Below are 22,283 nucleotides of genomic sequence, written 5' to 3'. Positions count from 1 at the left end.
GATCTGGTGGCAATGGCGGAGGGGTTCCACGCGTACCCATCTCGAACACGACCGTTAAGCCCTCCAGCGCCGATGGTACTTGGACCGCAGGGTCCTGGGAGAGTAGGACGTTGCCAGGTTGGAGAACAGGAAAGCACCTCATACGGGGTGCTTTTTTTGTTGGTTCGGATGTTGTCTAGTGTTGGGTCTCCCTCCGTCCTATGTTGGATTTTATCCAACCGACGGAGGGAAAATCGCGGAAAGCCGAGTCTACAGTGGATTTGATCCAACGAGAAACGGGAAAATCGGGCGAAATCCCCGAAAGGGCCGTTCCTGATTGGACAAAATCCAACCAAGCCGGCGGGTTTCGCGAAAAGGCCGGTTTTGGTTGGACAAAATCCAACGAAGCTCCGCGTACTTAATTCCATAAGGCTGCATCCATCCGGCATACCCGAAAAATCCGCCTACATGGCTGCATCCATCCCGAAAGACGCAAATGTACCCGAAAAATTCACCGTCATGGCTGCATCCATCCCTCTTGCCCGCATCTGTCCCGCCATCCGCAAATGTACCCGAAAATTTGCCTTGCCTCGATGCCCGCATTCCTCCCGACAAGCGCGTACGTCGCATGGGCGGGAGGCGGGAGCAGCAGAACAGCGTTGGATACGACGCGGAAAGATTCATTTTTTTCACGCCCGTTTAAGGGAATTTTAAAGGCCGCCTAATGAAAGCCGGCTACGCTGTTTTTTGCAGGGCATACTATACGGAAAGGCGGGAGCATCGGATGACAAAGACGATCGATGGCGTTTAGCCTCACGTCCATGCGTTTTGGGGGCGCATGATCGCTTGCTCATTCTGATCCATTCGTTTTCGTTTCCGTTTCCGGTTAGTCGCGTTGCAGCCTAAAGTTGGCGAAGCCCGTCCTTTTCCGCGGAGAGGGGCGGGTTCGCTTTCGTTTCGAGCCTTTTTCAAACGCTCCATCTACAGCGGCTTACTGGGGTATGCTGCGGGCGAAATGCCAGCGATGGTGCCGTTTCCCAGCATTTCCTGAGACGAGGGCATTTGCCTTGACAGCCTTTTATGCCTCTGCTAAGATTGCCTATAATCAATCGGAGAACAACCGGTTACCGGAACCGAATAGAGGGGGAAAATTCTCGTGTGGCAAAACAAATTCGCCAAGGAAGGCCTTACGTTCGACGACGTACTGCTCGTTCCGCGCAAGTCTTCTACTCTGCCGAGGGACGTGGACGTGTCGACAACGCTGAGCGCTTCGGTGAAGCTGAATATTCCGCTGATCAGCGCCGGAATGGATACCGTCACGGAATCGGCCTTGGCGATTGCCATTGCCCGTGAAGGCGGCATCGGCATCATTCACAAGAACATGTCCGTGGCGCAGCAAGCGGAAGAAGTCGACCGGGTGAAACGCTCCGAGAGCGGCGTTATTACAAATCCTTTTTCGCTGACTCCGGACCATCATGTGTACGACGCCGAAGAGCTGATGGGCAAGTACCGCATTTCCGGCGTGCCGATCGTGGACAAGGACGGCAAGCTGGAAGGGATCATCACGAATCGCGATTTGCGTTTCGTCCATGACTACTCCATCAAAGTCAGCGAAGTGATGACGAAGGAAAACCTGGTCACCGCGCCGGTCGGCACGACGCTGCAGGAAGCCGAAGTGATCCTTCAACAGCATAAAATCGAGAAACTTCCCCTCGTCGACGAAAACAACACGCTGAAAGGCCTCATCACCATTAAAGATATCGAAAAAGCGATCCAGTTCCCGAACGCGGCGAAGGATCAGCACGGACGTCTGCTCGTGGGTGCGGCCGTCGGCGTATCCAAGGATACGTTCGAACGCGCGGAAGCGCTGGTGAAGGCGGGCGTCGACATGCTCGTCGTCGATTCCGCCCACGGCCATCACATCAACATCGTCGAAATGGTCCGCCAGCTTCGCGACCGGTATCCGGATCTGACGATCGTTGCGGGCAACGTGGCGACGGGCGAAGCGACGCGCGACCTGATCGAAGCCGGCGCGTCGATCGTCAAAGTCGGCATCGGCCCGGGCTCCATCTGTACGACGCGGATAATCGCCGGCATCGGGGTTCCGCAAATTACGGCCATCTACGATTGCGCTACGGTGGCACGGGAGTACAATGTGCCGATTATCGCGGACGGCGGGATCAAATATTCCGGCGAGATCACGAAAGCGATCGCCGCCGGCGCCAGCGCCGTCATGCTCGGCAGCTTGTTCGCCGGCACGGAGGAAAGCCCGGGCGAAGCCGAAATTTATCAAGGCCGCCGGTACAAGTCCTATCGCGGTATGGGTTCGATCGGCGCGATGAAGGAAGGCAGCAAGGACCGCTACTTCCAGGAAGACGATTCGAAGCTCGTTCCGGAAGGAATCGAAGGCCGAATTCCGTACAAAGGACCGCTCAAGGACACGATTCATCAGCTGATTGGCGGTTTGCGCTCCGGCATGGGCTACTGCGGAACCGAAACGATCGAGCAATTGAAGAACGACACGTATTTCGTCCGCATTACGGGGGCAGGGCTGCGCGAAAGCCATCCGCACGACGTCCAAATTACGAAAGAAGCCCCGAACTATTCGCTGTGACGTTATCCGGAGGATGAGACTTCGGTCTCAGCCGGCAATTTTGGTTTTGAGCCGCAGAAGAGGATTCCTTTCGCTGCGGCTTTTTCGTTTGGCTGCGGTATGCTACAATAGCAGACGGAACGCAGACGCTTTTTTGACACCATCGAACAAAATAAAAGGAGAGAACGCGCTTTGAATCGTCCTCACCCCTTGTCGCTACGTCCGTCTCTTTCGATTACGAGGTTTATTGCTATAATCGTTCTTCTATCATTCGTCTCAGCGACTCTATTTGCGGGCGCAGCCAAAGCGGAAACCGATGCGGCTGGACTGCAGCTGTCGGCTCATTCCGCCATTCTGATCGACGCGGACTCCGGACAAGTCCTGTACGAGAAAGACCCGGACACCGCCTACGCCCCGGCCAGCATGTCGAAAATGATGACCGAATATCTCGTATTCAAAGCCGTGGAAGAAGGCAAACTGAGCTGGGATCAAACGATCACCGTCACGGAGAATGCCGCCAGCCAGGTCGGAAGCCGTATTTTCTTGGCGGTTGGAGATAAACATACGGTAGAACAATTGTATATCGCGATGGCGGTCGGCTCCGCGAACGATGCATCCGTCCAACTCGCGGAAGCGGTAGCGGGTTCGGAAGAAGCGTTCGCCAAGCTGATGAACGAAACGGCGGCCGAGCTCGGCATGACCAATTCGCATTTCATTAACGCGACCGGTCTCGATCGGGCCGATATGCCGGAAAAGTACCGCCCGACGTCCATCGAAGGCGAGACGATGATGTCCGCCCGTGACGCGGCGACGCTCGCGTACCACATTATTAAGGAAGATCCGAAGTTTCTGGAATACTCCAAAATTCAAACGTACCAATTCCGCGAACGGGATACGGATCCGATCGTCAACTATAACTGGATGCTCGAATCGAACAAAGACGTGCCCTCGTTCAGAAAGTTCGCCTATGAAGGCGTAGACGGCCTGAAAACGGGCCATACGTCCTCTGCGGGCAATTGCTTTACCGGCACCGCCCTGCGGGACGGCACGCGCCTGATTGCCGTCGTGATGGGCGTGGAAGGCTCGAGCACCGACGGCAAGCGGTTTTTGGAAACGGCGACGCTGTTCGATTACGGCTTCAACAATTTCGAGAAAAAGACGGTCATCGACGCGAAAACGGCCGTGCCGGAGCACGAGACCCTTCCCGTCAAAAAAGGCGTAAGCAAAAAGCTTGACGTCGTCACGGCGACGGATCTGACGATTCTCGTCAAGAAGGGCGAAACGATCGAGCCGACCGTCACTGAAGTGAAAAGCACGGTCGATCCGATCACCGCGCCGGTCAAGCAAGGCGACAAAGTGGGCACCGTAACGTATACGTACAAAGACCCCGCGACGCAAGCGGACAAGTCCGCGACGATCGACCTGGTGGCCACCGAAGACGTCAAAAAAGCAAGCTGGTGGCGCTTGATGTTCCGGGCGATCGGGGAGTTTTTCGCCGGGCTGTTCAAGGGAATCGTCAATTTGTTCTGAAGACGGGATTAATTCCGACCGGGTGGGTTGTCTATTCGCGATCCATCCTGTAAAATCTATGGTTAGAATGCTCAGGAGGCGTGTAAAATGGAAACCGGTACTTCGAGAGTTAAACGCGGCATGGCCGAAATGCAAAAAGGCGGCGTCATCATGGACGTCATGAGCGCCGAGCAGGCGAAAGTGGCCGAAGCGGCGGGAGCAACGGCCGTTATGGCGCTGGAAAGAGTGCCTTCCGATATCCGCGCGGCAGGCGGCGTCGCCCGTATGGCGGACCCGACGATCGTGGAAGAAGTCATGAAAGTGGTCAGCATTCCGGTTATGGCCAAAGCCCGGATCGGCCACTACGTGGAAGCCAAGGTGCTGGAATCGCTGGGCGTCGATTATATTGACGAGAGCGAAGTGCTGACGCCGGCCGACGAAGTTTTCCACATCAGCAAGAGCGAGTTTACGGTGCCTTTCGTTTGCGGCGCCAAAGACTTGGGCGAGGCGCTTCGCCGCATCCAGGAAGGGGCTTCGATGCTCCGCACGAAGGGCGAGCCGGGAACGGGGAACATCGTCGAAGCCGTTCGCCACATGCGCCTCATCATGGGGCAAATCCGGAAAGTTCAAAACCTGTCGAAGGACGAGCTCTACCACGAAGCGAAAACGCTCGGCGTTCCTTACGAGCTGCTGCTCGGCGTGCACGAGACCGGCCGTCTTCCGGTCGTCAACTTCGCGGCCGGCGGCGTCGCGACGCCTGCGGACGCTGCGCTGATGATGCATCTGGGCGCCGACGGCGTATTTGTCGGCTCGGGCATTTTTAAGTCCGAAAACCCGGAGAAGTTCGCCCGCGCGATCGTCGAAGCGACGACGCACTATACGGATTACGAACTGATCGCCCGCGTGTCCAAAAATCTCGGCACGCCGATGAAGGGCATTGAAATTTCCAAGCTGAGCCAATTCGAACGGATGCAGGAACGCGGCATTTAATTTCCATCGCTTCGCAGGAATCCAGGTTCGATTTCGGGCGGCTTCGCAAGGCCTCGTCAGGCCGTTAGCGGAGCCGCCCCGATTGATTTTTCGTTGTTCTTAGCTTAACGATCGGGAAAGAAGGAATCGAAATGAACATCGGAGTATTGGCATTGCAGGGCGCCGTAGCCGAACATATCCGCAGCGTCGAGCAAGCGGGAGGCAAGGGAATTCCCGTGAAGCGGACGGAGCAGCTCGCCGAACTGGACGGGATTATCATTCCCGGCGGCGAGAGCACGACGATCGGCAAGCTGATGCGCAAATACGATTTTGTCGATGCGCTGCGGGATTTTTCGGCTCAAGGCAAACCGATCTTCGGCACATGCGCCGGGCTGATCGTGCTTGCGGATCGGCTCGATGGCGCCGAGGAGCCTCATCTCGGGCTGATGAACATGACCGTAGCCCGCAACGCGTTCGGACGGCAGAGGGAAAGCTTCGAAACCGATCTCGACGTCAAAGGGATCGAATCTCCGCTGCGCGCGGTGTTCATCCGGGCCCCGCTCATCAAGGAAGTCGGCTCGGACGTGGAAGTGCTGTCCACGTACAAGGACGAAATCGTCGCGGCGCGCCAGGGTCATCTGCTGGCTTCTTCTTTCCATCCGGAGCTTACGGACGATTACCGGCTGCACGCCTATTTCGTCGACATGGCCAAAGAAGCCTCGGAACGGACGGCCAAGTAAAATCTAGAAACCGCCCTTGAACGGGAAAGGGGATAGCCGAACATGTTGGATGTCAAATTGCTGCGCGGCGACTTTGCGAAGGTCGAACGGGCGCTGCGCAACCGGAACGCTTCGGTCGAGCAGATCGCTTCGTTTCCGGAGCTGGACAGCAGCCGCCGGGAACGGCTGGCGGAGAGCGAAGCGCTCAAAAACCGGCGCAACGTCGTTTCGCAGGAAGTCGCCAAGCTGAAAAAAAGCGGCGGCGACGCGGAACCGTTCATCGTCGAGATGCGCGAAGTGAACGACCGGATCAAGAAGCTCGACGAGGAAGTGCGCGAGCTGGAAGAACAAATCAACAGCCTGATGCTGTCGATTCCGAACGTGCCGCACGAGAGCGTGCCGGTGGGCGCTTCGGAGGAGGACAACGTGGAAATCCGCCGCGTCGGCGAGACGCCGTCCTTCGATTTCGAGCCGCGTCCGCACTGGGAGCTGGCCGACGAGCTCGGCATTCTCGATTTCGAAGCGGCGTCCAAAGTAACCGGCTCGCGCTTCGTTTTCTATAAAGGCCTGGGCGCGCGTCTGGAACGGGCGTTGATCAACCTGATGATGAACCTGCACGCGGACGAGCACGGCTACGAAGAGATTCTCCCTCCGTATCTCGTCAACCGCGACAGCCTGGTCGGCACCGGGCAGCTGCCGAAGTTCGAAGAGGATCTGTTTAAAATCGAGGGAACGGATTATTACCTGATCCCGACGGCGGAAGTGCCGGTGACGAACTATTACCGCGACGATATTTTGACGGTCGAGCAGCTGCCGTCCAAGTTCGTCGCCTACAGCGGCTGCTTCCGCTCCGAAGCGGGCGCCGCGGGCCGCGACACGCGCGGTTTGATCCGTCAGCACCAATTCAACAAAGTCGAGCTCGTCAAGCTGGTCGATCCGGAAACGTCCTACGACGAGCTGGAATCGCTGACGCAGGAGGCGGAACGGGTGCTCTCGGTGCTGGGCCTGCCTTACCGCGTGCTGACGCTTTGCACCGGCGACATGGGCTTCGGCTCGGCCAAAACGTACGACATCGAGGTTTGGATTCCGAGCGCCGGCGTGTACCGGGAAATTTCGTCCTGCACCAACTTCGAAGATTTCCAGGCTCGCCGCGCGAACATCCGGTTCCGGCGCGAGCAAGGCGCGAAGCCGGAATTCGTGCACACGCTGAACGGCTCGGGGCTCGCCGTCGGCCGCACCGTGGCGGCCATTCTCGAAAATTACCAGCAGGCCGACGGTTCGGTCGTCATTCCGGAAGCGTTGCGCCCTTACATGGGCGGACTGGAGCGCATCGGCCCTCGCTAGGGCCGAAGTTCCGGCCCGGCCTTTCGGGGGTTGAACATCGCTTCCCGGCTGTGATATGATTACGGGGCAGAGCGGATCATCCGATCCCGGATGCGATCTGCCCGCGATTTTTGGAGAGGTACCGAAGCGGTCATAACGGGGCGGTCTTGAAAACCGTTAGGGCGCAAGCCCACGTGGGTTCGAGTCCCACCCTCTCCGCCATTCCATACGAAACGACAAGGCCGACCCGCGACCCGGGCCGGTTTTTTTGTGCATAAGAACGCGGTGGCGGGCCAACCTAACGAGGCGGAGGTGTGAGCCCAATGGCAAGCAACGATCAACTTGACGTCCCGCAACGGGATTTGGTCCAAGCGTGGCGGGAGACGCTTCCGGAGCGGCTGCAGCCGGGCGATCAGGCCGTCGTAAAAGGCGACGCATCGAGCCCGGAAGCGCTGGTGGTCCAAATCCGGACGGCGGGGCGCCAAAAGCTGGAATTCGATTTTTCGGTCAAATACGTGGACAGCAGGGAAATCGATATTCAGTTAACCGACGTCGAAAAAGACGGCGTCTCGATCGACGAGCGCACGGAGGAAATGCAATCGCTCATCGCCGACTACCGGCGTCATTTGCACGAATGCGCGCAGGCCCTGCATCATTTTACCCATGCCTAATCTTGAAAAGAGGGAACGTTTATGACGGATAAAAATTTGCGCAACGTCGTCAGCGAGCTGAAGGATACGCCGGTCAACTCGCATCAGGCCCAGCAGGTCCAGCAGCAGCATAACGACAGACGCCATCAGGACGCGCTGAACCATGACGAGCCGGGCGCCGATCTGGGCCCCAAACGGGTTCGCCAATAAAAGGGAGGACTTTACGTGAGCAAGCCGAAAACCGTTCCCGTAGCCGCAGCGGCGGAAGGCAGCGAACACGCCCGCGACCGCAAAAGCGACGGAAACCATCAACCGAACGAACCGTTATCGGGTTCCAAAAAAGTGAAAAACCGCAACCATTCGCGCCATAATAACGGCGAAGGGTAAGCGGCGAACATGCCGTATGAAACAGGCCGATTCTTTCGCGGAGCTATCCGCGGGCGAATCGGCTTTTTCAGGTCTTGTTTGTGCGTTTAAACATCGGACTGTTATAATAGATAATAAAAATTGTTTATAGGAGGTGCCTATGCAAAGCCCATTGCCTGTAAATACTGCAGCCGATCCGAAGCCGGTTCGCCATTCGAAGCTATCCATTCTGGATATCGCGCGCCGTGTCGTGTTCATTATACTGGGCGCAGCGCTGGCCGGGGTCGCCCTCGAAATTTTTCTCGTTCCGAACAATATTATCGACGGCGGCATCACCGGCATTTCGATTATGGCTGCGCACCTTAGCGACTGGCCCCTCGGCGTCTTTCTGTTCGTGCTGAACCTTCCCTTTCTCGTCTTAGGCTACAAATCCATCGGCAAAACGTTTGCCCTGTCGACGCTGCTCGGCGTCATTACGCTTTCGGTGACGACTTCTCTGCTCCATCACGTCGAACCGTTTACCGACGATACGCTCCTCGCGACGGTATTCGGCGGCATTTTGCTGGGCGTCGGGATCGGAATGGTCATCCGCAACGGCGGAGCGACGGACGGAACCGAGACTGTCGCGATCGTCGTCAGCAAAAGAACGCCCTTTTCCGTCGGACAGATGGTTATGTTTATCAACCTGTTCATTCTGGGCAGCGCGGGCCTGGTTTACGGCTGGGACAATGCGATGTTTTCCCTGATTACGTATTTTATCGCCTTCAAGGTTATGGATCTGACCATCGAAGGCTTGGACGAGTCGAAGTCGATCTGGATCATCAGCGAACATTACCGCGACATCGGCGACGCCATCGTCAGCCGCCTCGGGCGCAGCGTGACGTATTTGAACGGGGAAGGCGGATTTTCCGGCGATACGAAGCAGGTCATCTTCGCGGTTATTACCCGGATGGAGGAAGCGAAGCTGAAATCGATCGTCAGCGAGATGGATCCCGCGGCCTTTATGGCGGTCGGCAACATCCACGACGTGCAGGGCGGAAGATTCAAAAAGAAGGACATCCATTAGGGTTTATTTGGTGAATTAGTCTTATTTTTAGGTCATTTTAATTAATCTTTAAATTTTTAGGGTTCCCCCGGTATTCGATTTAAGATAGAATGTGTCCTGTGTAAGTTATTGTTTTCGAGGGGAGCAGGGTTATTTTGAAGTCTCGCAAGTTCGTAAGTTTGTTTTTGTCGCTGTTTGTCGTTTTGACGCTTGTATTGTCGGGATGCAGCAGCAGCAGCAAATCGTCGCCTAAGGATACGCTTCAGGGCGCCGTGGAGAAATCCGCCGATATGAAGTCGTACGGAATGAAGGGCAGCTTGAAAATCGAGGATCTCAATTTGCCGCCCGAGGTCATGGCGGAAGAGGGAGCGGCGGAAGCTCTGGGCCTCATTCAAAGCGCTGAAGTTTCCTGGACGGGCGCCTACCGCCTCGATCCGATGCTGCTCGAGCTGAATTTGATGCTCAGCCTCAGCGGCGATCTGGCCATGTCGTTCCAATTGCCGATCATTATGAACGAAGAGAAAATGTGGCTTAAAGTGCCGAACATTCCCATGCTCGGACTGCCGGAAGATCTCGTCGGCAAATTCGTCGAGTTCGACCTGAAGGAACTGGCCGAGGAGCAAGGCACCGAATGGACGGGAATGCCCGACGTCGGTCAATCGGTCCAGTTTTTCAACGACATTTCCGGAGTCGTTTTCGAGCATATCGACGAAGAAACGTATTTGAGCGCTCCCAAGGCCGAAGAAGCGGGCATTCCGGCGGAAGCCAACGTCAAGAACGTCGTGCAGTTCCATCTGACGCAGGAGCAAGTGGAGCCGTTCATCAAGACGGTCATCAAGGACATCGCGCCGGCGGTCATCGAGCTTCTGTCTTCGAACGAAGAATACCGCAAGCTGACCGAATTGACTCCGGAAGATCTGAATGCGGCGAAGGCCGAGCTGGAGAGCGTCACCGACGAGGACCTGCAAGCGGGGATCGACGAGTTCAACCAAATGTTCAAATCGCTGGACATTCTCGCGAACTTCGGCATCAACGGCGACGGGTACGCCACGTACACCGACGCGACGATCAAAGCGGAAATCGAAGACGCGGGCCAAACCGGCAACGGTACGCTCAAAATCGTATCCGAGCTGACGGACGTAAACGGCGACGTGAAATTCGAATTCGACGTGCCGGCCGCGGAAAATGTCATCACGCTGGATGAACTGGCCGAGTACGGTTTCTATTAAAATGCAAAACGAAGCGGTCCCGCCGAAGCGGGGCCGTTTTTTGCGTTATAACGTCGCTTTGGCCAAGGCTTGTCCGACATGCAGCGCCTCTCCTCCTCGGACCGGAAGCTGCGGCAGACCGTCCTGCGGAACAGAGCTGGTCGTCAAGGCGCGAAGGACGAGGCCGCCGCGACCGCCGTTATTCAAGTGCCGTGCGGTGTTTGGCCTCGCTCGAACGAAATAACGGCCTCCAGAGGCTATTTGTAGAGAAAATCGTTAATGATGCCGGTCGTGTCGACCGTCTCCGTCAAAATCTTTTGCGAGACGAAGAAGTCGGCGTACTCTTTCATCGTTTCTTCCCATGCCGCGCGGTCGTCCACGAGCATTTTTTCGGAGCCTTCCGCCGTCGTCAGCTCCAGCGTCTCCACCGTGCTGACGAGCGAGGGCACGTCCATGCCGAGTTCGTCGGCTACGATTTGCTTGCCCTCGTCTCCCTCGTTGAACATGGCGAGCCCTTCGTCGAACGCTTCGACCATCTTGCGGACTTGCTCCGGATAGTTGTCGATCAGGCTTTTCTTCACGACGACCGCGTCGACGATCAGGTTCGGGGCGTCCTTGGTCGAGTACAGAACGCGTCCGCCCTTGGCCGTCGCTTCCGACAGGTAGGGCTCCCACGTCACGGCCGCGTCCACCTGGCCGGCCATGAACGTCGAGCCTGCGAGGTTGTTGTTCATGTTCATGATCTGCACGTCGGATTCCTCGAGGCCGACGGTTTCCAGCCCTTGAGCAGCAGGAAGTGGGCGACGGAGCCGATGGAGACGGCGACGCTTTTGCCCTTCAATTGCTCCAGGGAGGCGATTTGTTCATTTGCGATGATGCCGTCGGCGCCGAGGGAGCGGTCCATGACGGAGATGATTTGCACCGGATCGTCCGCCTTTTCCTTCGCTTTCATCTGTACGACCGCGACGAACGATTGCACGACCGCGTCCAGCTTGCCCGACATGAAGGCATCCTTCGTATTGCCTTCCATTTCCACGAACTCCACGTTTACGCCTTTGGCCGCGAAAAGCTGCTCCGCGTTTGCGACGATCGGGCCGGCCATGCCGATCCATGGGCTGTAGCCGAAGCGAATGGTCACGGGTTCCTCGGACGACTTCGGAGGCGAGGAGGCTTCGGCCGTGCCGGCCGCGGAAGATGCGGGCGCGGACGGCTCCGGAGAGGCGGAACCGTTCGAAGCGCCGTTGCTTCCGCAGCCTGAAATGACGAGGACGACGGCGAGGATCAGGAACGCGGCAAAACGATTGGTTTTGATGGACATGCTTTTTTCCCTCCACTTTTGTTTGGGTGCAGTAACGGGAACGTCCTTGGTTATTTTTAGTCGTATTTCAGACGTTTCTGAAATGATTATAGTATGAATGCGATCACCCAACAACAGTTAGGTTAATTTTCATTACATAATAATAGATTTTTCGAGGGGAATCGACGATTTTTTTATCGAAACTTTCATAAAAACAAAATTTATGTTATAATAATTAACGTTTAAAAGACGGGGCATGCCTATTTTCGGACTTGCATATCGGTTTTAAGGATTGATATGATGAGGATAATTCAAGCCTTTTCGGAGGCGGATTTAAAGGAAGCGTTGCCATGCTGAGAATCGGATTTATCGCGGCCGCCAAGACCGTGACCCGCCTGGAGCGGCTTCGGCCTGCGCTGGACGCGATGTGCGAGCTTACGTTGATTCCTTTTCAACGTTTGGAGGAAGTGCCGTCTCTCTACGAAGCCCAAAGCCGGTTCCTGGACGCGGTCGTATTCGGAGGAGAGCTGGCGTATCTGGCGCTTCATGCCTCCCCGGACAATCGGCCTTCCCTTCCGACGGCTTTTCTGGACATAACCGAAGGTGATTTTTACAAGCTGCTCTTCTCCGTGATGATGAAGTTTCGGGAGGTGGCGCCCGCGCGGATGTCGATCGACTGCCTCGGGCGCAGCAATCAATATCTCGGTTTGAACAAGGTGCTGCAGCCGGAGGAATTCCCGCACTGTCCGGACGACGCGGCGGATCGCAGCTCCGATGAAGATATGTACCGTTTCCATCTGGACTTGTGGAAGAGGGGCAAAGTCGACCTGTGCCTTACGCGCTATACGAACGGCGATCTCGTGGACAAGCTGCGAAGCCAGGGCATCCCGGTGGTCGAGATCTATCCGCAGGACGAAACGATCCTCCGCGTGTTCGAGAAAGTGATCGCCGATACCGAGACCGACCGCCTTCAGGCCAACCGCGTCGCGATCGGCTACGTCTCCATCCATCACGACTCCATGCCGCAGCCGTTTTCGGAGGAGCTGGACTTGCAGCTGACGACGCTCCAGCAGGCGATATTGGCGTTCAGCAAGCGGATGAAGCTGTCGCTCATCGTCCAGAAGCATCCGCTTCATTTTGAAATCATCACGTCGTACAAAGACCTGAAGGGCGAGATCACCAACGAATTCGCCCGCTGCGCGCTGCTCGGCGAGCTGACCGCGAAGCTGCCGTGGCCGGTCGATGTCGGGTGGGGGATCGGCGACACCGTCCACAAGGGCCGGGCGAACGCCCAGACCGCCAACCAGCGCGCCCACCGGCAAGGCCGAAACTGCGCCTTCGTGATCACGGACGACCAGCAGGTCATCGGTCCGCTCGGGGACGAAGCCAGCCTGGATCTGTCTTTGCAGCCCGACCCGCAGATTCAAAGATGGAGCGAACGCTTCGGCATCTCGAGTTTGCAGATTCAAAAGCTGCTGGCCGTCATGACGAGAGTCGAGAGCAACGAGCTGTCGTGCCAGGAGATCGCCTTGTACCTGGGGATTACGGAACGCAGCGCGAACCGGATTTTGAACGAGCTGCAGGAGAAAGGCGCGGCCACGGTCTCTTACAAGAAGCAGGACAAGCTCCGCGGACGTCCGAAGAAGGTGTACAAAATCAACTTCAATCTGTCGTGAAGTTGACTCCGTCGGATCCGGGCTTTCAGGTTCCCGGAGCCCGTTTCAAGCGCGAGGCAGCGCCATTACTCTATCAAGCTTGAAGGCAAAACAAAAAATCGCAGCCCGAGGGCTGCGAATCGTCGATATGTATGGTCGAGACGACAGGATTTGAACCTGCGACCTCTTGCTCCCGAAGCAAGCGCTCTACCAAGCTGAGCCACGTCTCGATATGTTAATCTTTTCAGCGAACGAATTAGATTATAGCACAGGCATTGCGAAAAGAAAAGGGCTTTTTGCGAATTACAAAATGTCCCGGGAATAGAAAGAGTAATTGTCCCTACCCGATCCGGCGAAGGCGAATTTGTACGCTTCGTCTGCCGGTTCCCGGGCGAAAGTCCTGAAAAAATGCATCCCTTTTGGTGCGGCAACCGGCCAAAGGGGGTCTATGTTGGATTTTGTCCAATCGAGGGAGCGGAAAACGGGGTAATCATGATCTAGAGTGGATTTTATCCAACGAGCAACTTGGAATTTGAGCGAAAACGCCGAAAAGGACCTGGCAGATTGGACAAAATCCAACGAAGGCGAAAAGTTTTGCGAAAACGCCGTTTTTGATTGGAGGAAATCCAACCAAGCCTCGCCGAGCCCCGCGCCATCCTGCGCATCCCCGCCCGATCCGCGCTATCCTGCCTACCCTGCTCCATCCCGCGTCGTCCTACGATCCTCGCTCCATCCGCACTAATCCTGCGCATCCCCGCTCGATCCGCGCCGTCCTGCCTATCCCCGCTCCATCCCGCCCCATCAAGTGCATTGCCCGGTTGTATGGTAACCGTCACTAAATAACCACGGTCGCAAACGCCCGCCGTACTTCCTCGTACGCCTTGTCCGCCGAATGGCGCCACTCGCGGCGGTTGCCGAGGCAGTTGCAAATGAGCTCGGTATCGCCCAGCGACTCTTGCTTCCGGAAATGCGCATGGCCGAAGACCGCGCACCGGATCGAACCCTCATATTCGCGAATGAGGTCCCCGTAGCTGCGGCTTCCGAGAAACGCATTGAAGTAGGACCAGTCTTTGTAAGCCGCCGGGACGGTGAAGCGGTCGTCCGGAACGACGTGGGTGACCAGGATAATGTTCCGGTCCTTGTATTGTTCCAACTGCTTCTTGATTTTATCGCGAAAAATACGGCTAACCTCCGGGGGCGACTGATTCCACTTCACATAGGTTTTATCCTTCCACAGCCGTTTGCCGCGCCGCATATCGAGAAACTCCTCCTCCTGAAACTCCGCATCCCCGAAGGAGAAGTCGTACCAGCCCGCATCCCCGATCACGACCCACTCGTCGTCGATGACGTACGGCGCCGCCGACAAATTATGCTCGTACCGCTGCAAAGCCTCGTAAATGGTCCAGGCGTCCATATCCGGATGCCGGATGTTCCACAAATCGTGGTTCCCGGGCACGAACAGGCAGGGGACGCCGGCCTTATCCTCGATTTCGCGCAAAACGTCCAGCGTCTGCCCGTAATCGCTCGAGATGTCGCCCGCAACGATGAGGAGGTCCGATTCCCGCTCGCGGGCCACTTGAACGAGAGCGTCCTGCACCGTCGTTTGCAGACCGGCGTTGTTCTGATCCACATGCAAATCCGACAAAATCCCGATTCTCACGGCGCTCTCCCCATTCCTCGTTAACCTCTCGATGACAGCTTACCTTATGCGCCTGCGGATTTCAAACGCCAAGGCTTCCTTTTGCGTACGGCGCGTCGGATTTCCGCCGCTGGCAATGGAGCTGATTGGAAATGGAGTTCATGTTTTAGTACACTGGAAGAGGGGAGGGATGCATCGTGAAACCTAAAATCTTTACCTTGAACGAAGCCAACGCTCTGCTGCCTCGGTTGAAGGAGGATTTGGCGAGCTTGCAAGCTCTGACGCGCGAGTACGAAGAGCAGGTTCTGCTGCTGCAGAAGCTGAAGGGCGAGTTCCAGCTGTCCTCGGGACGGCGGGCGAGCGGGGACGGCCGGTTTTTTGAGGCGGAGGGCCGACTTGATTTTATGCGGATGGAAATCCAGCTGCAGGTCGATAACTTCGCGCGCAAAGGCGTTCTGCTTAAAATGATCAACCCCGGCCTGATCGACTTTCCGGCGGTTCTGGACGGGGAGGATGTCCTCATCTGCTGGAAAGAAGGGGAGGACCGCGCCGCGCATTACCACGGCTGGCACGACGGGTTCAAAGGACGCAAGCCGATTCCCGGCGCGGACGCAGAATAGGGAACGGCTTAAAATTCAATGCTATATAAATAGGTTAATATCCCCCGATTCCGCGCATTGGAAAACGGTTTCTCCAACGTCATGCCCAGCTTCGCGGCGACGCGCTCGGAACCCGAATGGTTCCAGGGCATATTCGCGCATACGCGCGTCATCCGCAGCGGACCGGCGGCGAATTCCAGACAGCCTTTGGCCGCTTCGTATCCGTAGCCCTTTCCCCAATGGGAGGCATGGATAATGTAGCCGAGGTCGTTTTCCGGCGTGCCGTCGATTTCGGATCGCATCAATCCGCAGTCTCCGATCATCGTTCCGTCTTTTTTCAAATATACGCCGCATCTTCCGAAGCCCCGCTCGCCGTAGCTTGCCATATTCCGCTCCAGCCAATTCGACGCCTGCTCCTCGGTAAAAGGGGCCGGCCAGAACGCCATCGTCTCCGGATCCGACAAAATGCCGAACAAAGCCGCAAGCTCCGTCCCGACATATGGTTTGATGAGCAACCGAGGCGTTTCGATCAAAGGTACGTTTTTCATCTTCTCGGACCCGTAAAGGGCCCTCGTTCAACTCCTCCACAAGAATAAAATCCTTCCATCGGTCTCTAGAATTTACCATGAAGATCCGCTCCGGATCAATCCGGCTTAATCTGTATGACCAGATTTTTTTCGAACGCAAAAAAACCAAAAACCATGCTCTCGCACGGTTTTCGGTCTGAATAAGGCTATGCCGGCGAAACGCCCATGCTTCATTTGATCCCGAACCGGACGAACGAATCGACGATCTGGCGCTGCAGGATCAGGTAGATGATCAGAATCGGCAAGCAGGACACGGTCGTCGCGGCCATGAGCGAGCCCCACATGTTCGTGTCGGAGTTGACGAACAGCTTGAGCCCGATTTGAAGCGGGGCGTTTTCCATCTTTTTCGTGACGAGCATCGGCCACAAATATTCGTTCCAGCCGTTGATGAACAGGATGATGCCCAAAGAGGCGACGGACGATTTGATGTTCGGCAAAATAAGCTTGACGAGGATGTTGAAATCGCTCAGCCCGTCGATGCTCGCCGCTTCGATCAGCACCTTCGGAAACGACTGAAAGCTTTGGTAAAGCGACAAAATCGCGAACGTGGACACGGTGAACGGCAGCACGATGCCCAGCAGGCTTTCGTTCATCCCCATCTGGTTGACGAGCACGTAGTTGGGGATCATTACCGCTTGAAACGGAATGAGCCACGTCAGGCTGAGCACGGAGAAAATGAGCAGCTGCCCGCGGAATCTCCAGCGCACGAGCGCGTAAGCGGCCAGCAGCCCGGTGATGAGCTGCAGAGCCGTCATCAGGATGGCGACGCCGAACGAGTTGAACATCATCCGGAAAATCGGCATCTGTTCGAACGCGTAGGTGTAGTTGCTCAGCACCGGACTTGAAGGAACGAGCGACGACGTAAAAATTTCCGACTCGTTCTTAAACGAGGAATTCACCATCCAATAAAGCGGGAACACGGCGATCAGGCACATGAGGATCAGCAGGCCGTGCTGCACGGATGCGGCGATCGGCGATTTTTTTTTCACGGGCGTCTCCTCCTGTTCTAGTTGTCGTAGAAGGAATATTTGCGGGATAGAGCGTTAAGTCCGAGCGAGATCAATCCGAATACGACGAAGAACAGCAGGGCGGCCGCGGAGCTGAAGCCGGCGTTGAGATTCGAGAACGCGTACTTGTACATTTCGTAATAAATGTTGGTCGAGGTGCCGTAAGGCCCGCCGGTCGTCAGGATGTCGATATAAGCGAACGTCCATTGGCTGGAAAACAAAATGCTCATCGTCAGCATGAAAATGATCATCGGCGACATCAGCGGTATCGTAATGTGAAAAAATTGCTTCAGGCTTCCCGCGCCGTCCTGCGACGCCGCTTCGTAATATTCGCGATTGATCCCGGTCAGGGCGGCCGCGAACATAATCGTGCTGAAGCCGACCATTTTCCAGCCGGTAATGAGCAGAATGATCCACTTGGCCCAGCCCGGATCCGAGAAAAAGGCGATCGGCGCGTCGATTGCGCCCAGCTTCATCAGAACGATGTTCACCAGGCCGTTGGACGGGTGAAACAGCCAGCGCCAGATGGCGCTGACCGATACCGGGGCCAGGATCATCGGGATGAAAAAGAGCGCGCGGTAGACGTTTTTCATCCGCCCTTCCATATGGTGCGTCACGGTCGCCAGCACGAGCGGAATGACGATCGAGAAAGGCAGCAAACCGATCGTGTACAAGACGGTGTTGCCGATCGAATCGAGGAAGCCCTTGTTTTGCAGCAGCCGGGCGAAATTGTCCAGGCCGACGAAGAGGGGCTCGGTACCCGGCACCATGCTCCACTTGTGAAAGGCCAGATAGAACGTGTACAGAAGAGGCCTGTACATCCAGACGGCGAGCAGCGCCAGCGCGGGCAGCAAGTAGAGGAACGGCTTTGCCCGGCGCATGGCCTTCGCTTTGTTCCAGGTCCGGTCGCGCGCGATCGACGGCTTCCCCGCTGCGGGGGGAGCGTATTCCTTCCTTATCAATTGGCTCATGACGAGTCCCTTCTTTATTGAATCATGGCGTTAATGTCTTGCTGCGCCTGCGTCAGGATCGCCGATACGTCGCCGTCCGGCGTCATGACGGACTTGGCGATCGCATCGTTGAACGCCGTAACGATTTCCGTCGCGTATTCGCCCGGCCAGATCGCGACCGGTTTAATCCGGGACAATTGCTCCAGGTTGATGCGGTACAGCGGATTTTGGTCGATGAAATCCTTCAGGCCGTTCGGATCGTCCGCCAGGCCGGTGCGCAGCGGCAGGTAGCCGATTTGGGACGTAATAATCGTGTAGCCCCGGTCGCCGGTTACGAACTTAATGAACTCCCAGATCGCAGCGTTTTTCGACGGGCTGTCGGGACGAACGGCCAGCATGCTTCCCGAGTTGACCGGGATGGACGGCTTGTCGCCGAACTGCGGCAGGCCGGTTCCGTACACTTCCCAGCCGCCGGCTTCGGAAGCTTTCTTGAATCCGCTGTAGAGCGCGGTGGAGGTGACGACCATTCCCAGATTTCCGGCCATGAACTGTTCGGAAACCTCGGAATCCGTGCCGGGAGCCGATGCTCCTTTCAAATAGAGATCCTTCCACATCTCGATCGCCTCGATGCCTTCAGGGCTGGCGAACTTGACCGATTTCCGGTCTTCGGCCAGCACTTCGGCACCGTTGCTCAGGATCAGGCTTTCCGTCGTCCAGCCGTTGTTCGGGGCGAGGCCGAAGCCGTCCTTGCCGGTCGCTTCTTTGATCTTCAAGGAAGCGGCCTTGATTTCTTCCCATGTTTTCGGCGGGTTCGCGGGGTCGAGCCCGGCTTCCTCGAACAGCTTGCCGTTCAGAAAGACGATCGGCGTGCTGAAGGTGAACGCCAGCCCGTACATTTTGCCGTCGATTTTCCCGAGCTCGAGCGCGTTCGGCGAGATGCCCTCGAAGTGAGCCTCCAGCTCTTCGGCGGGGAAGACGTCCTCGTACGCTTCGAATCCGAGGCTGAGGCGGGAGCTGTCCAGCGTGGAGAACGGATGCTGAACGATGTCGACTTGCTTGCCGGCGGAAATGTCCGCCTTGTATTGCTGCATGGTCGCGTCCGCGACGGCTTCGACGACGACGCCTTTTTCCTTGCCGACCGTATCGTTGAACTCTTTGATCAGCATTTCCATTCCGGGCTTCATCGTGGGAGCCGCCAGGCTGTACGTGTAGAAGGTGATCTTGGTCGGGTTCGCCGGGTCCAGCTGGCCCTGCTCCGGCCCGTTCGAAGAATCTGCCGAAACGCCGCAGCCGGTCAGTCCGATGGCGGCGGTCAGCGCGAGCAGCAGCGGCGCTCTTTTTTTCGTGCGGTTCATGTAGGTTCTCCTCCTCTTTGTATCCGTTCCTTCCTTTGGAAGGCGGCGGCCCTATTCCAAACAATAAGCTTGGATGCGTTCCCGGATCCGGCCGTCGATGCCGAATTCGGCTTCCAGGTAGCGGTCGAACGTTTCGTATGCGGTCACGATGCTGTTCATCGAGGCATCCAGGTAACGCTCCCGCAGCTCCATGGCGCTTTGCAGCGCCAGCAAATCGGCTTCGGAGACGAAGGGAGCGATTTTTTCGTACATTTCCCGATTAAAATCCGCCAGCGTAACGTTCGATAACAAATAATCTTCCATGACGGTCTCGTAAGGGACGCCCAGCGTAAGCAGAATGAGCATGCTGCCGACTCCCGTGCGGTCCCGGCCGCCGGCGCAGTGGTGGACGAGCGGCAGGCTCGTCTCCGGCGTTTTCAGCAGCTCCATCAACCGCCGATAGGAAGCGTTGTTGATCGGCAGCCCGGCGTAAAGCCGGAGCAGCATATCTTCCGTGAACGTCTTGTGCAGGCCGCTCGCGAACATTTGCTCGATGGTCACATGCGGCGCATCCTCGGCGGCCTCGTTCGCCGGAATTCTCGTGTTGACCGCCTGTCCGATGACCGGATCGGGCTTCAGCTCGGCTTCGCTGCGATTGCGGTAATCGAACACATTGCGGAAGCCGATCGCTTCCAGGCGCCGCATATCTTCGGGCGTCAGCCCGGTCAGCTCGGCGGCGCGGAACAAAAGGCCTTTCTTGACGGTGCGGCCGTCCGCCGCGCGGAGTCCGCCCATGTCCCGGAAGTTGTGGACGCCCTCCAGGGGCAGAAGGCAGGGTGGCATAGGCATTAGCGTATTCGACATTGGCAAGGACTCCTTAAGGGAAAATAGTTCGTTCAGTGCTGCGCGGCAAGAGCGGCAATCGGAAAGCGGAAGTACTCGGCGTTGGAGGTCGGGAGCACGACCGTTTGCACGGCCAGTCCTTCTTCGTTTACGGTGACGACGTTATAGCCGGAGAAGTCGACCATCCGGTAATGCTCCTTGTCCGCCATTTCGCCGCTGAACGCGGTGCCCGTGGCGGCAACGTTCAGGATGCCTTGTTGAACGCCGACATTGTTCGAATGCACGTGCCCGGCCAACACGCCGACGACGTCCGTCCCCGAAATGGCCTTCAGGATTTCATCGCGATTTTCCATCAGATGATCGCCCGGCATGCCGATTACGCCCATCAGCGGATGGTGCAGGGCGATGATCGTGCCTTTCGGAGCCGGCGTTTCAAGCTGAGCTTTCAGCCATGCCAGCTGATCCTCGTCGATCCTGCCGTTGTGCTTGCCGGGGATCTGGGAGTTCAAGCCGATCAGGCGCAGCCCCTGGATGTCGTGTGCGTAGTAGTAAGGCTCTTCGGTCGGCAGTTCGCCCAGAAAGCCAGAGCGGAACGCGGGGCGGTGATCGTGATTGCCGAGAACGACGTAGACCGGGGCGCCGATCAGAGCGGAGCCTTCGTCCAGGAGCGTGCGAATGTAGGCGTAATCCTCGGCATCGCCTTCATGCGCGAGGTCCCCGGTAATGACGACGAACTCAGGGGCGACGCCCGTCTCCTGCAGGTGCCGGAACGTCATCTTTACCTTGTCGGCCAGGTTGAATTTGGCGAGCAGCCCGTCTTTGCCGGGAGCGTTCATATGCGTGTCGGTCAGGTGAACGAATTTCATGGTTTCCATCAGCAGGTTCCCTCCGAAAATGATTTTGGCAATCTTGTATACAACCATTATTTATCTTGTATGTAAATGGGGTATAAACGAATATTCGAGGTTTTGTAAAAAAAAGAGCGCAAAAAAAGCCCTCGAAGCGTCCGCTTCGAGGGCTCGAACAAGATGGGAAAGGAGGCGAATCGGCAATTCCGCGATGTCGGGCTTTGCGTAAGGGGGGGCGATTTGTCGCGGTTATGCGGTAGGAATCCGGCTGCTCAGTACTTCTTCCCGCGATTTTCGTTTGGACTCCAGGATGGCGGCTTTCGCCGCTTGGAAGTTTCCTTCTGTCAAGTGAAGGTAAATTTCCGAGTATAGTTTTTTTCCGGTGTACGGCCGGTTGGATCCTTTCGTCGACCGGTGCGCCACGACGAAGAACAGAATTTTATCCTTATAGCGGTTAAACGTCTCTTGAATCACCCGATTTTCGATCGTCCCCAGCAGGCTGCCCATGAACATCAGGCCGGACTCGTAGTATTCCCTGTATTTCTGTTTTTCGCTCGCTTCGATAATTTTGTCCAGGTACATCCGCAACGCGTTCAGATCCACCTTGTAATGATACTCTTCCATGTAGTCGAGCGCATAAATATATAATGCGGTAAGGAGTTCGAAAATATCGAAAACTTCCATGATGTCGATCTGCTTGACGAGGATGCCGCGCTTGAACAGCGTTTCGACGAAGCCATCCTTCTCCAGTTGCATGACGGCGTCCCGCAGCGGCGTCCGGCTCATGCCGAGACCGTTTGCAAGCTCGTTTTCCGACAGCAGGGTGCCGGGCAAATATTCTCCGTTCAACAGCTTTTGTCGAATTTCCTGGTAGGCGAACTCGGCAAGGGACAAGGCGGGCATAACGATGTTCTCCTTCGGTTGGATGCAGAAAAGTCGTTCATACTAGTATATCGCGTCCTTCGCGCGGGTGGCAAATGGGGGGGATATTCCGGGTTCCTGAAAAAACAAAATCGTGCCGCAATAAGTCGCTCCTCTCACCGCTTCCGCACGCATGCTGCCGATTCAGTTGAGTCGTGGCGACTCATCTTAGCCCGCCATAGGCACATAGCCGCGCTCAGATGAGTAAAAATTACCCATCTCACCGCTTCCGCACGCATGCT

Annotated in this window: 22 protein-coding genes, 2 tRNA genes and 1 rRNA gene; 14 read left to right on the top strand and 11 right to left on the bottom strand. The window is 56.6% G+C overall.

The genetic code is table 11. The features are described 5' to 3' along the window. Positions 1-2 precede the first annotated feature (2 nt). From rrf to B7E11_RS03265, 12 genes are all read left to right on the top strand, one after another. A 5S ribosomal RNA gene (gene rrf / locus B7E11_RS03315) occupies positions 3-119 on the top strand. Positions 120-1,135: 1,016 nt separating this feature from the next. Further along, on the top strand, positions 1,136-2,593 hold the full coding sequence (gene guaB / locus B7E11_RS03310) for an IMP dehydrogenase (protein ID WP_080832195.1): 1,458 nt from the start codon (positions 1,136-1,138) through the stop codon (positions 2,591-2,593). Positions 2,594-2,764: 171 nt separating this feature from the next. Then, positions 2,765-4,102 carry a D-alanyl-D-alanine carboxypeptidase family protein gene (locus B7E11_RS03305; RefSeq protein ID WP_080832194.1) on the top strand — a complete coding sequence of 446 codons (1,338 nt, stop codon included), beginning with the start codon at positions 2,765-2,767 and terminating at the stop codon, positions 4,100-4,102. Between the two features lie 87 nt (positions 4,103-4,189). Then, positions 4,190-5,071, top strand: a complete 882-nt coding sequence (gene pdxS, locus B7E11_RS03300) for a pyridoxal 5'-phosphate synthase lyase subunit PdxS (RefSeq protein ID WP_080832193.1) — start codon at positions 4,190-4,192, stop codon at positions 5,069-5,071. 131 nt (positions 5,072-5,202) lie between these two features. Further along, a complete protein-coding gene (pdxT, locus tag B7E11_RS03295; protein ID WP_080832192.1) occupies positions 5,203-5,790 on the top strand; it encodes a pyridoxal 5'-phosphate synthase glutaminase subunit PdxT in 588 nt (195 codons plus the stop codon). A 42-nt stretch (positions 5,791-5,832) separates the two neighbouring features. Further along, the gene (gene serS, locus B7E11_RS03290) at positions 5,833-7,113 is read left to right on the top strand and encodes a serine--tRNA ligase (protein ID WP_080832191.1); all 1,281 of its coding nucleotides are present in this window, start codon (positions 5,833-5,835) and stop codon (positions 7,111-7,113) included. 112 nt (positions 7,114-7,225) lie between these two features. Next, positions 7,226-7,314 (top strand) — tRNA-Ser (locus B7E11_RS03285). A 101-nt stretch (positions 7,315-7,415) separates the two neighbouring features. Then, entirely contained in the window at positions 7,416-7,763 is a 348-nt protein-coding gene (locus tag B7E11_RS03280) for a hypothetical protein (RefSeq protein ID WP_080832190.1), read from the top strand. Between the two features lie 21 nt (positions 7,764-7,784). Further along, complete coding sequence (locus B7E11_RS29350) at positions 7,785-7,952, top strand: hypothetical protein (RefSeq protein WP_176220585.1); 168 nt, start codon at positions 7,785-7,787, stop codon at positions 7,950-7,952. Positions 7,953-7,967: 15 nt separating this feature from the next. Further along, a complete protein-coding gene (locus tag B7E11_RS03275) occupies positions 7,968-8,129 on the top strand; it encodes a small acid-soluble spore protein P (RefSeq protein ID WP_080832189.1) in 162 nt (53 codons plus the stop codon). Positions 8,130-8,268: 139 nt separating this feature from the next. Then, positions 8,269-9,174 (top strand): YitT family protein, encoded by a 906-nt coding sequence (locus tag B7E11_RS03270; protein WP_080832188.1) that lies wholly within the window; start codon positions 8,269-8,271, stop codon positions 9,172-9,174. Between the two features lie 134 nt (positions 9,175-9,308). Further along, positions 9,309-10,382: a hypothetical protein gene (locus B7E11_RS03265; protein ID WP_080832187.1), complete on the top strand. Its 1,074-nt coding sequence runs from the start codon at positions 9,309-9,311 to the stop codon at positions 10,380-10,382. 236 nt (positions 10,383-10,618) lie between these two features. Here B7E11_RS03265 and B7E11_RS30555 read toward each other — a convergent pair whose 3' ends face one another. Together B7E11_RS30555 and B7E11_RS30550 are read right to left on the bottom strand one after the other, a co-directional pair. Next, positions 10,619-11,101 carry an ABC transporter substrate-binding protein gene (locus B7E11_RS30555; RefSeq protein WP_275901512.1) on the bottom strand — a complete coding sequence of 161 codons (483 nt, stop codon included), beginning with the start codon at positions 11,099-11,101 and terminating at the stop codon, positions 10,619-10,621. Beyond that, positions 11,098-11,679 (bottom strand): ABC transporter substrate-binding protein, encoded by a 582-nt coding sequence (locus B7E11_RS30550; protein WP_080832185.1) that lies wholly within the window; start codon positions 11,677-11,679, stop codon positions 11,098-11,100. The genes B7E11_RS30555 and B7E11_RS30550 overlap by 4 nt, the downstream gene beginning before the upstream one ends. Positions 11,680-12,008: 329 nt before the next feature. Between B7E11_RS30550 and B7E11_RS03250 the strand changes: the two genes are divergently transcribed. Then, positions 12,009-13,334, top strand: coding sequence for a hypothetical protein (locus tag B7E11_RS03250; RefSeq protein WP_080832184.1), 1,326 nt, complete (start codon positions 12,009-12,011; stop codon positions 13,332-13,334). A 132-nt stretch (positions 13,335-13,466) separates the two neighbouring features. Here B7E11_RS03250 and B7E11_RS03245 read toward each other — a convergent pair. Together B7E11_RS03245 and B7E11_RS03240 are read right to left on the bottom strand one after the other, a co-directional pair. Continuing rightward, positions 13,467-13,543, bottom strand: a tRNA-Pro gene (locus tag B7E11_RS03245). A gap of 605 nt (positions 13,544-14,148) precedes the next feature. Then, positions 14,149-14,973, bottom strand: a complete 825-nt coding sequence (locus B7E11_RS03240; RefSeq protein WP_176220584.1) for a metallophosphoesterase — start codon at positions 14,971-14,973, stop codon at positions 14,149-14,151. Positions 14,974-15,149: 176 nt separating this feature from the next. On the opposite strand from B7E11_RS03240, the gene B7E11_RS03235 reads away from it, so the two are divergent. Further along, a complete protein-coding gene (locus B7E11_RS03235) occupies positions 15,150-15,572 on the top strand; it encodes a DUF2203 domain-containing protein (protein WP_080832182.1) in 423 nt (140 codons plus the stop codon). An 8-nt stretch (positions 15,573-15,580) separates the two neighbouring features. Here the strand turns inward: B7E11_RS03235 and B7E11_RS03230 are convergent, their stop codons facing one another. The 7 genes from B7E11_RS03230 to B7E11_RS03200 form a co-directional block, all read right to left on the bottom strand. Then, positions 15,581-16,099, bottom strand: a complete 519-nt coding sequence (locus tag B7E11_RS03230) for a GNAT family N-acetyltransferase (RefSeq protein ID WP_080832181.1) — start codon at positions 16,097-16,099, stop codon at positions 15,581-15,583. A gap of 209 nt (positions 16,100-16,308) precedes the next feature. After that, entirely contained in the window at positions 16,309-17,127 is an 819-nt protein-coding gene (locus B7E11_RS03225; protein ID WP_080832180.1) for a carbohydrate ABC transporter permease, read from the bottom strand. A gap of 17 nt (positions 17,128-17,144) precedes the next feature. After that, positions 17,145-18,116, bottom strand: a complete 972-nt coding sequence (locus tag B7E11_RS03220; RefSeq protein WP_080832179.1) for a carbohydrate ABC transporter permease — start codon at positions 18,114-18,116, stop codon at positions 17,145-17,147. Positions 18,117-18,130: 14 nt separating this feature from the next. Then, positions 18,131-19,450, bottom strand: a complete 1,320-nt coding sequence (locus tag B7E11_RS03215) for an ABC transporter substrate-binding protein (protein ID WP_080832178.1) — start codon at positions 19,448-19,450, stop codon at positions 18,131-18,133. Between the two features lie 51 nt (positions 19,451-19,501). Further along, complete coding sequence (locus B7E11_RS03210; RefSeq protein WP_080832177.1) at positions 19,502-20,293, bottom strand: tyrosine-protein phosphatase; 792 nt, start codon at positions 20,291-20,293, stop codon at positions 19,502-19,504. Positions 20,294-20,325: 32 nt separating this feature from the next. Continuing rightward, positions 20,326-21,147 carry a metallophosphoesterase family protein gene (locus tag B7E11_RS03205; protein ID WP_176220583.1) on the bottom strand — a complete coding sequence of 274 codons (822 nt, stop codon included), beginning with the start codon at positions 21,145-21,147 and terminating at the stop codon, positions 20,326-20,328. A gap of 222 nt (positions 21,148-21,369) precedes the next feature. After that, positions 21,370-22,023: a GntR family transcriptional regulator gene (locus B7E11_RS03200; protein WP_080832175.1), complete on the bottom strand. Its 654-nt coding sequence runs from the start codon at positions 22,021-22,023 to the stop codon at positions 21,370-21,372. Between the last annotated feature and the right edge of the window lie 260 nt (positions 22,024-22,283).

Origin of the sequence: Cohnella massiliensis, from assembly GCF_900169535.1 — a bacterium.
GTDB lineage: Bacteria > Bacillota > Bacilli > Paenibacillales > Paenibacillaceae > Cohnella > Cohnella algarum.
Note: the sequence above shows the minus strand (reverse complement) of the source record. Positions and strands in the feature narration are given on the sequence as shown.